General features: G+C 71.7%; 9 protein-coding genes and 1 pseudogene. 5 read left to right on the forward strand and 5 right to left on the reverse strand.

Annotated elements, in window-relative coordinates; translation table 11 throughout:
* The first annotated feature begins 223 nt into the window (after window positions 1–223).
* A complete protein-coding gene (locus VIM26_RS26395) occupies window positions 224–1,627 on the forward strand; it encodes an SDR family NAD(P)-dependent oxidoreductase (RefSeq protein WP_331956315.1) in 1,404 nt (467 codons plus the stop codon).
* Window positions 1,628–1,682: 55 nt separating this feature from the next.
* On the opposite strand, the gene VIM26_RS26400 is transcribed toward VIM26_RS26395, so the two are convergent.
* From VIM26_RS26400 to VIM26_RS26410, 3 genes are all read right to left on the reverse strand, one after another.
* Window positions 1,683–2,735, reverse strand: coding sequence for a low specificity L-threonine aldolase (locus VIM26_RS26400; RefSeq protein WP_331956309.1), 1,053 nt, complete (start codon window positions 2,733–2,735; stop codon window positions 1,683–1,685).
* 35 nt (window positions 2,736–2,770) lie between these two features.
* Window positions 2,771–4,132: a DUF6421 family protein gene (locus VIM26_RS26405; RefSeq protein ID WP_331956316.1), complete on the reverse strand. Its 1,362-nt coding sequence runs from the start codon at window positions 4,130–4,132 to the stop codon at window positions 2,771–2,773.
* Window positions 4,133–4,795: 663 nt separating this feature from the next.
* Window positions 4,796–5,326, reverse strand: a complete 531-nt coding sequence (locus tag VIM26_RS26410; RefSeq protein WP_331956310.1) for a DUF1697 domain-containing protein — start codon at window positions 5,324–5,326, stop codon at window positions 4,796–4,798.
* Window positions 5,327–5,456: 130 nt separating this feature from the next.
* Here VIM26_RS26410 and VIM26_RS26415 point away from each other — a divergent pair, with 130 nt between their 5' ends.
* Window positions 5,457–6,116: a M15 family metallopeptidase gene (locus VIM26_RS26415; RefSeq protein WP_331956311.1), complete on the forward strand. Its 660-nt coding sequence runs from the start codon at window positions 5,457–5,459 to the stop codon at window positions 6,114–6,116.
* A 96-nt stretch (window positions 6,117–6,212) separates the two neighbouring features.
* Here VIM26_RS26415 and VIM26_RS26420 read toward each other — a convergent pair whose 3' ends face one another.
* Entirely contained in the window at window positions 6,213–6,761 is a 549-nt protein-coding gene (locus tag VIM26_RS26420) for an LLM class flavin-dependent oxidoreductase (protein WP_331956312.1), read from the reverse strand.
* 136 nt (window positions 6,762–6,897) lie between these two features.
* Here VIM26_RS26420 and VIM26_RS26425 point away from each other — a divergent pair, with 136 nt between their 5' ends.
* From VIM26_RS26425 to VIM26_RS26435, 3 genes are all read left to right on the forward strand, one after another.
* A complete protein-coding gene (locus VIM26_RS26425) occupies window positions 6,898–7,446 on the forward strand; it encodes a hypothetical protein (RefSeq protein WP_331956313.1) in 549 nt (182 codons plus the stop codon).
* 245 nt (window positions 7,447–7,691) lie between these two features.
* Window positions 7,692–8,258: a DUF6318 family protein gene (locus VIM26_RS26430; RefSeq protein ID WP_331956317.1), complete on the forward strand. Its 567-nt coding sequence runs from the start codon at window positions 7,692–7,694 to the stop codon at window positions 8,256–8,258.
* Between the two features lie 404 nt (window positions 8,259–8,662).
* Window positions 8,663–9,103: a PKD domain-containing protein gene (locus VIM26_RS26435; protein ID WP_331956314.1), complete on the forward strand. Its 441-nt coding sequence runs from the start codon at window positions 8,663–8,665 to the stop codon at window positions 9,101–9,103.
* A gap of 243 nt (window positions 9,104–9,346) precedes the next feature.
* Here the strand turns inward: VIM26_RS26435 and VIM26_RS26440 are convergent.
* Window positions 9,347–9,587, reverse strand: a pseudogene (locus tag VIM26_RS26440) (hypothetical protein); the annotation flags it as partial.

A 9,587-nucleotide genomic window follows, 5' to 3' on the forward strand; every position in this document is an offset into this window, starting at 1 on the left:
GCCCAGCATTGACGGTCCGGTCACCGGCGAACAGCCGGTGACCGACGTCGGGCGCGCTGCCGCGGAGGTCGCTCGTTCGCGTTCCGTGCCGATCGAGGGCGATCTCGAGGACGACGCAGGGCTCGAGACCGCTGGACTCAAGGCGGCTGGGCTTGAGGCGGCGGGGCTTGCTCCCGCCGAGCTTGCTCCCGCCGAGCTTGCTCCCGCCGACCTCGCGACGTTCCTGCGGGTCGCGCGTGAGCTGTCGGCGCTGCCGGCGGACCACCCGGCCAACCTCGAGGCCCGCCGGGCGACGTCGACCCTGTTCAAGGCCGTCAAGAAGGACCGCCGGACGACCAAGCGCGCGGCGATCTCGGCGGCGGACTCGGCCGTGGTCGCGGCCACCGCGACCGGCAGCCCGGGGCGTATCGACGACGAGACGAACGGCATCCTGCTCGTCGCACCCGAGGCCGGCGCGATCGCCGGGACGCTCCTGCGTGCCCGCGCGTGCTACATCTGCAAGGACCTGTACAACGACGTCGACGGGTTCTACCACCAGCTCTGCCCGACCTGCGCGGCGATGCACCATGTCAAGCGGGATGCCCGGACCGACCTCACCGGCCGGCGTGCGCTGCTCACCGGGGGGCGCGCGAAGATCGGCATGTACATCGCGCTGCGGCTGCTGCGCGACGGCGCGCACACCACGATCACGACCCGCTTCCCGCGGGACGCCTCGCGCCGGTTCGCCGCGATGCCCGACTCGGCGCAGTGGCTGCACCGGCTCAAGGTGGTCGGGATCGACCTGCGGGACCCGGCGCAGGTCGTCGCCCTCGCGGACGAGGTCGCCGCCGCCGGACCCCTGGACATCCTGATCAACAACGCCGCGCAGACCGTGCGCCGCTCCCCCGGCTCGTACGCGCCGCTCGCGGACGCCGAGCTCACCGAGCTGCCCGCCGGCCCGATGCCCGAGCTGGTCACCTTCGGCCACACGAGCGACGCCCACCCGCGCGCCCTGGTCGGCTCGGTCTCGGCGCTCACGCACGCCGTCGCCGAGCTGGGCGGCACCGACGTCGCCGCGCTCGCCCTCACCGCCGACGCCGCCTCGCTGGAACGCCTCGTCGCGGGCACCTCGATCGACGCCGGCGGCCTGGTCCCGGACACCCACGCGACGAACAGCTGGGTCGCGACGGTCGAGGAGGTCGACCCGCTCGAGCTGCTCGAGGTGCAGCTGTGCAACCAGACCGCACCGTTCATCCTGGTCAGCCGGCTGCGCGCGTCGATGATGGCGTCGACCGCCCGCCGCAAGTACATCGTCAACGTGTCCGCGATGGAGGGGGTCTTCTCCCGCGGCTACAAGGGACCCGGTCACCCGCACACGAACATGTCCAAGGCCGCGCTCAACATGCTCACCCGCACGAGCGCGGGCGAGCTGGCCAAGCACGGCATCCTGATGACCGCCGTCGACACCGGCTGGATCACCGACGAGCGCCCGCACCCCACGAAGGTGCGCCTCGCCGAGGAGGGCTTTCACGCTCCCCTCGACCTGGTCGACGGCGCGGCCCGGGTCTACGACCCGGTCGTGCGCGGCGAGGTCGGCGAGGACCTGTTCGGCGTCTTCCTCAAGGACTACAAGCCCTCAAACTGGTAGCAGGATCCGGAAGAAATGGCGCGAAAGACGCGCCATTTCTTCCGAAAACCGGCCCCTATGCCGCGGCGAGCTCGGCGCGGAGGGCGGCGGCGAACGTGTCGACGTCGGCCTCGGTGGTGTCGAAGGCGCACATCCAGCGGACCTCGCTGGTCGCCTCGTTCCAGTCGTAGAACCGGAACCGCGTCCGCAGCCGGTCCGCGACCCCCGCCGGGAGCACCGCGAACACCGCGTTCGCCTGGGTCGGCTGGGTCATCCGGACGCCGTCGAGCCCCTCCACCGCGGCGCGCAGCCGGTTCGCCATCGCGTTCGCGTGCTGCGCGGACCGCAGCCACAGGTCGCCGTCGAGCAGGGCGATCAGCTGGGCGGAGACGAACCGCATCTTCGACGCGAGCTGCATGTCCATCTTGCGCAGGTACGCGAGGCCGGTCGACGCCTCGGGCTCCAGCACGACGACGGCCTCTCCGTACAGCAGCCCGTTCTTCGTCCCGCCGAACGAGAGCACGTCCACCCCGGCGTCGGTCGTGAACGCGCGTAGCGGGAGGTCGAGGCTCGCTGCGGCGTTCGCAATCCGGGACCCGTCCATGTGCACGGTGAGGCCGAGGTCGTGCGCGTGCGTGGTCAGGGCCTTGATCTCGGACTGGGAGTACGCGGTACCGAGCTCGGTGCTCTGGGTGATCGACACGACGCCCGGCTGCGCGCGGTGCTCGTCGCCCCAGCCCCACGCCTGCCGGTCGACGAGCTCGGGGGTGAGCTTGCCGTCCGGGGCCGGCACCGTGAGCAGCTTCAGGCCCCCGATGCGCTCGGGAGCGCCGTTCTCGTCGGTCTGGATGTGCGCGGTCTCGGCGCAGATCACCGCACCCCAGCGCGGCAGCATCGACTGCAGGGAGAGCACGTTCGCGCCGGTGCCGTTGAACACCGGGAAGGTCTGCGCACGCTCGCCGAAGTGCGCGGCCATGACCTCCTGGAGCCGCGCGGTGTAGACGTCCTCGCCGTAGGCCACCTGGTGCCCGCCGTTGGCCGCGGCGAGCGCCACGAGCACCTCCGGGTGCACACCCGCGTAGTTGTCAGAGGCGAAGCCGCGGGATTCGGGGTCGTGGAGAGTCGTCACCGCGACATCCTCCCCCACCTGGACGGCTGCCCCGCTCACGCCGTGATGCCCGACGTCGCCGCGACGACGTCGCCGACCTTGCGTGCGAGCGCCTCGTAGAACATCGACAGCGGGAACTCGTCGGACAGGACCGCATCGGTCAGCCCCTTGAGCGGACCGTCCAGCGGCAGGGCATCCGCGCCGCGGGCCCACACCGAGGCGGGGTGCGGGGTGAGCGTGCCGGCGACCAGCGCGTAGGCGGCGAGCCAGTGCGAGATCTTGGGCCGGTCGATCGACCGCCAGTAGAGCGCGTCGATCTCGTCCCCCAGCGCCAGGACCGCGGCAGGCACCTGCGGCCAGTCGATGGTCAGCCGGCTGTCGGTCCAGTGCAGCACGTGGTGTTGGTGCAGCCAGGCGAACAGCAGCTGCCCGCCCAGGCCGTCGTAGTTGCGCACCCGGGTCCCGCTGATCGCGAACCGGAAGATCCGGTCGAAGACCACCGCGTACTGCACGAGGCGCGCGTGCGGGGCGCCGTCGGCCTCGAGGCGGACCGCCTCCCGGAAGGCCGTCAGGTCGCAGCGCAGCTCCTCGAGGGAGTACAGGAAGTACGGCATGCGCTGCTTGATCATGAACGGGTCGAACGGCAGGTCACCGCGCATGTGGGTCCGGTCGTGGATCAGGTCCCACATCACGAACGTCTCCTGCGCGAGGCGCTGGTCGGCGAGCAGCCGGGCGGCGTCGGGCGGCAGGGCGAGCCGCGTCGTGTCGGCGGCGGCGCGAACCACGCGGCGGAACCGGGCCGCCTCGCGGTCGGCGAAGATCCCGCCCCAGGTGAACCGCGGGATCTCGCGCATCGCGACGGTCTCGGGGAACAGCACCGCCGAGTTCGAGTCGTAGCCCGGGGTGAAGTCGAGGAACGTGATCGGCACGAACATCGCGTTCGAGTAGGCGCCCGCCTCGAGCGCCGCGACGAAGTCCGGCCACAGCACCCGCAGCAGCACGGCCTCGACCTTGCGCTCGGTGCTGCCGTTCTGGGTGTACATCGGGAACACCACGAGGTGCGCGAGACCGTCGGTGCGGGTGAGCTCGGGGTGGAACAGCGCCAGCGAGTCGAGGAAGTCGGGTACCTCGAGGCCGGTGTCGGACCACCGCTGGAAGTCCTTGACGAGCGCGTCGAGGTAGTCGGCGTCGTGCGGGAAGAGTGGCGCGAGCTCGGCCGTCGCGGCGCAGATCGTCTGCACGAGGGTCTGGGCGTTGTGGTGGTGGCTGCGCTCGGGCACCGATCCGTCCTTGGCCTGCAGGGGCTGCAGCGCGGTCACCGCCTCCTTCAGCCGGACCCACGCGGGATGCTCGACGAGCGACGCGCGGTCGGCGCCCGTGACGCCGGGGGTGGCCGAGCGGCGCGCCGCCCAGACCACCGCGTTCCCGAACAGCTCGGCGGCGGCGGCGGGGTTGGCCGGGTGGTCGGTGCCGGAGCTCGCGGTGGGCGAACGCAGGTCGACGCCGAGCACGACGACGCGACCCGCGTCGTCGTCGGTGACGGCGACGGCGACGACGACCGGGCCCGGCTGGCCGGCCCGGCCGGCGACCCGGACCGCGGCGACCGCAGGTTCGGCGACGGTGAGGGTCGCGACCACCGGCAGGGCGGGTTCGGAGGTCCACGCGAGCAGGTCCTGTGCCGGGGTCGCCGCGGCGGTCGGCTCGGCGGGTACGAGGTCGCTGGGCGTCGCGCTCGCGGTCCCCGGCCGCGCCTCGATGCCGTGCGCCGCGAGCAGCCCGGTCGCGACGGTCTCGCCGCCGTCGAGCAGGACGACGACGCCCGCGCCCTCCCCCCGCTCGGTGCTCTCATCCGACCCCGCCATCGTGACCACGACGTCCGCGTCCACCGGATCGTCCGCCAGGACGAGTCCGTGCGCGAGGAGGTGGTCACACAGGGCTTGTTCGCCGCGCCGGAACACGTCGGGGAGGAACACGGTCGGAAAGAGGGTCATCGATGATCCTTTTGCTGCCTCGTCGGGTGGGGGTTACTGCACGGTACGGTTTGCCCCGGCGCGGGTCAACGACGATGGGTGTCGCCTCGCTCAGGGGCGCACCCGCGCGAGGACGCCGTCGATGGTGCCCAGACCCCGCACGGTGGCCACGACCCCGAGCCGGCGCTCGATCACCACGGTCGTCAGTTTGGTGCGCGCCTGACCGTTCGGGTAGTGCAGCGCGAGCTCGGCGCCGAGGTGACGGTGCTCGTCCGGAGCGAAGTCGCCGAGCCGCTCGTCGGCGCCGTCGCCCGGGTCGTGGTCGAGGAAGGCGATCTGCACGCGACGCGGCTCCGCGTGCGGGAAGACCGGTCGCGCCCGCTCCAGTGCCGCGGCGAGCTGCGCCGGGGTGCGCACCACGACCGGCACCTCGCGTCCGAGATCGTCCTCCAGCGCCGCGGACAGCGCCTTCGCGACCGCGCTCGCCGAGTCGCCGGACCCGAGCAGGAGGTTCCCGGAGTTCAGGTGCGTGGCGACGTCGGTCCAGCCGAGGTTCACCGCGAGCTCGCGCAACCGCTCCATCCGCACCGTCGCACCGCCGACATTGATCGCGCGGAGCAGGGCGACGTGAGTGGTGGTCATCCGGTCATCCTGCCGGGCGCGGGTGGGGCGCGCTCGCCGCGAGAGTTTGGCGGTTCCGCTCACGAACCCGCGCGGGCGGCCGATGGGCATGAGGTACGCGTGCCCGCGCTCGGAGCCGGAGAGGACGCCCGTGGACGGCATCGCCGCGATCACCAACCGGATCGCCGAGATCCAGAGCGCGATCGCCTCGCTGGCCCCGCCGGCCCCCGTCGCGTCGGTAGCCACGGCCGCGACGACGTCGGTCGCGAGCACAGGACCCACCGGGGCCGCGTTCTCCACGGCGGCCTCCTCGACCGCTGCGGGGTCCGCCGACTCCTTCGCCTCCGTGCTGGCCACCGAGGTCGCGAGCCAGGCCGGGCCCGCGGCCGGCTCCGGCCAGCTGAACGCCCAGGGCATCCCGGTCGAGCTCGCCGCCTACGGCAACGGCAGGATCCCGAGCAGTGCGCTCGCCGAGATCCCCGGCACCGGTGCCCGCCTGTGGGCGCCGGCGACCCGGTCGTACGAGAAGCTGGCCGCGGCCGCGGCCCGGGACGGGGTCACGATGACGATCACCGACTCCTACCGGAGCTTCGAGGCCCAGGTCGACGTCGCGAAGCGCAAGGGCCTGTACTCCCAGGGCGGTCTCGCCGCCGTCCCGGGCACCTCGGACCACGGCTGGGGCCGCAGCCTGGATCTCGGCCTCGACGCGAAAGCGCTCGGCTGGATGCGCGCGCACGCCGCGGAGTTCGGCTTCAAGGCGGACGTTCCGCGCGAGTCCTGGCACTGGACATACTCGCCGCCGTCGGGCTGACCGGCGCGTCGGGGTCGCCCTCCGCGTTGAGCGCCGGAAGCATCGCGGGCGTGGCCCACCGCGCACTCGGCAGCCAACCGTCCGCCAGCCGACCGGTCAGCCGGAGCATGCGCGGCTTGCCGGCGCCGACCCAGAGCCCGATGTCGTGCGCCGGGACGGGGCCGGGGCGCGCCCCGCTGAGCTGGTAGTACCGGCCGTCGAACCGGACCCGTTCGCCCCCGGGGCCCACAGCGCTCGCAGCACGGTGATCGCCTCGGCGAGCGCTTCGACCGACTCCCCCGGGGTACGGCGCGGACCGCCCATCGCGACGATCGCGTCCCAGAACGCGCCCGCCCCGATCCCGAGCTCGACGCGGCCCCCGGACAGCAGGTCCAGGCTCGCGGCGGCGCGGGCCAGCACCGCCGGCGGTCGCAGCGGCAGGTTCGTCACGTTCGGCACGACGCGCACCGTGGACGTCTGGCCGGCGATGACCGACAGGAGCGTCCAGGTCTCGAGGAACCTCGCCTGGTACGGGTGGTCCTGCACCGTGACCAGGTCGAGGCCGAGCTGCTCGGAGAGCTGCGCGAGGGCGAGCACGTCGGCGGGACAGTCCGCCGACGGTGTGAGGAAGGAACCGAAAAGCAGCTCGTGCCCGTAGTCCGTCATGCGTCGCCCCCGCGCGCCGGTCCGATCTGCCAACTCTAGGCACGCCGGAGCGCCCGACGTCGGCCGGGCCGGGTGATGCGGCAAGATGGCCCGGCAGTCGAGCGAACGGGAGCAACGCGTGGTCGAGGTCGAGCCGGTGAGCGCCGGAATCCGTCGCGTCGGAGCGCAGGTGCGCGCCGAGCACCACACCGCCGGAGTCGTGCGCACCCTGCCCGGTGAGGTGAACGAGCTCGACTGCGCGTGCGGCGTGACCTTGACGAACGGCCCGGGATGGTCGCTCGACGAGCACCTGCGCCTGCACCGCGCCGAGGTCAAGTACGAGGCCCTGCTCGCGGTAGCCCATCCGGACATGCCCCTGCTCCGCAGTTCCGCGCGCTCGCGGGGCGCGTCGGCGATGGATGCCCTGCTCGGCGGTCACGCCGACGTCGCCTCCGCCGCCCTGACCCACGCCGACTACGACGAGCGCGCACGGCTGCGAGCCGCGGCGAGCGCGCTGCTCGCACTGCTCGCGGTGGAGTGGGCGCCGGGATTCCCGAGCCTCGGTCGGTTCGGCGTGCCCGACGGCGAGGCGCGGGTGCGCGACATGGTGGCTGCGTGGAACGCCAAGGTCGCGGACGGGCGCGAGAGCGTGGCCGCGGCGGTGTACCGGCGCGAGCCCGGCGGGGACTGGGAAGCGGCGACCTGAGGGCGGGGTCTCAGCGGGAGCGCTCGTCGTCCGTTGGCGCCACCAGTGCTCGTGGGGCCGCGGCCCTGCGCTTTCGGTCTGGTTCGCGTTGTCCACAGGCGCGCGATTTCGGGTTTGAGCGGGCCGATCCTCGCTAGCGTCGCGCCATGGCGGAGCGCAGGGGGCACCTCAGTCTGACCGTGGAACGCGCGAGCGACCGATTGCGGAAGGTCGGGACGCGGGGCGCGGTCGTGAGTGTGGGGTTGATGCTCGCGATCGCGGGATGCTCCGGGACCCCCGATCCAGCACCCACGTCCCCGAGCGGCCACGGCACCGTGTTCCCCGCCAGCCCGACGACGCCGTCAGCGAGCCCCTCCCCCACGGTCGCGCTGCCTCCGCGTCCAGAGCGGCCGGCGGCCATGAGTCGCACGGACACCGAGGGCGCGACGGCTGCGGCGATCTACTTCATCGCGCTGTACCCCTACGTCTACGGCTCAGGCGACCTCGCGGACTGGAAGGCGATGAGTGGCCCGAACTGCAGATTCTGTGCAAGCGTATCCAAGGACGTAGTAAAAATGCGCGAGAAAGGAAGGCGATCGGAAGGCGGACAAATCATTGTCACCGGAAAAAGGGCTTACCCGCAGGAAGCAGCAACTGGAATCTTTCCGGTTGACCTCGAGTTGACTCAGGACGCGTCGCGCGACATTTCTGCCGAAGGCGGCATCGTCGACTCGACCAGCGGCGGCGAGACGCTCGCTCAGATAGATCTCGTGTGGCTCGATGGCAGATGGGTAATCAACGGAGCCAACACGAGAGGTAAGGCAGCGCGATGAGGCGGTCGCTGGTTGGATTCTTAGGACTAATTCTCGTCTGCGCGTGCGCAACGAGCGCCTCAGCAGTGCCCAAAATCGACGGTGTAGCCGACCAAGACGGGATGCGTCTCAACGGCAGCGGTAACGCTGGGCCGGGCGACCCTTCCGCAGGCTGGCGCTCAAGAGATTCGAACGTGGAGTACCAGCGCAGCCAGAATTGCCCCGGCACTGCGCCCGGCGCTCCCAACGCGTGGGACTGTCTCAACGGCGCTCCTCTCGTCGCAGTCCTGGACTGTCCATCGGGCGAGCACGGTCTGCCCTTTGTCTGGCACCGGAACCGCAACGCCAAGGCGCCCGGAGGCTGGGCCCAGTGGGGGCTGAGCAGTGACAGTGCCAGCTGCCCCGGTCAACCCGGCTTTCCGAGCGTGACCGCGGTCGACTTCCAGCGACTCCCCCTTGCTCCCTCGGTTGTGAACATCCAGCCGCCGAACGGCTGGACGCTCGCGAACATGCCGAACATCGTCTACACCGCCGACGCTTCGCAGACCCTGCGCACGACGGTCCTCGGCGTCGGGGTCACCGTGCGCGCCACCCCCGCCCGGTTCACCTGGACGTTCGGTGACCACAGCGAGCCGCTGAGCACCACCGACCCAGGCACGCCGTACCCGAACCAGACGATCACCCACACCTACCGCGCCGCGGGTGTCAACCGCATCGGGCTGGAGACGCAGTGGAGCGGGGAGTTCCTCGTCGACGGATTCACGAACTGGATCCCCATCACCGGCACCGCAACAACCAGGACGACCAGTGCGCCCCTCACGGTGTACACCGCCCGCTCCCACCTCGTCGCAGATCCGATCTCGTAGGGGGATCCCGCACTTCCGGGGGCCGATCTGTCCCTTCCGGGCGACCAGCGACACCGCTCCGAGCTCTGGCCCCGGCCGGCAGGGTTCGATGTCCGGCCAGCGATACCGCTTCGAGCTCTCGCCCCGGGCCGTAAGGTTCGACGTCCGGCCAGTGATACCGCTTCGAGCTCTGGCCGGCGGGGTTCGACGTCGGATCCCTTGCGGTCGAACGTCGGCCGATCAAGCCTCGCTGCCGAGCCTTTATCAGAACGGCGGCGGGTCGTCCGCTTCCGATTTCTGCTTCGGCTTCACCTTGGGCGCGGCCTTGGGTTCCTGGTCGAGCCCGAGCCCGAGCCCGAGCCCTGGTTCGACCTGCGGCAGGTGCTCGTGTCCGGGCGGCAACGGGGAGTTGTAGGCATAGGTGTGCCCGGTGGGCGTGGTCCAGGTGATCGTGCCGTTGTCGGCGCGGTCGTACGTCCAGCCGGCGTGCGTCTTGAGCAGGTGA

It is taken from the genome of Pengzhenrongella sp. (assembly GCF_036565025.1).
Classification (GTDB): Bacteria; Actinomycetota; Actinomycetes; order Actinomycetales; family Cellulomonadaceae; genus Pengzhenrongella.

What these genes read in the sequence shown, in the direction of transcription:
- VIM26_RS26420 (WP_331956312.1), bottom strand. Translation starts at nt 6,761, where the DNA reads ATGACGGACTACGGGCACGAGCTGCTTTTCGGTTCCTTCCTCACACCG.
- VIM26_RS26430 (WP_331956317.1), top strand. Translation starts at nt 7,692, where the DNA reads ATGCTCGCGATCGCGGGATGCTCCGGGACCCCCGATCCAGCACCCACG.
- VIM26_RS26410 (WP_331956310.1), bottom strand. Translation starts at nt 5,326, where the DNA reads ATGACCACCACTCACGTCGCCCTGCTCCGCGCGATCAATGTCGGCGGT.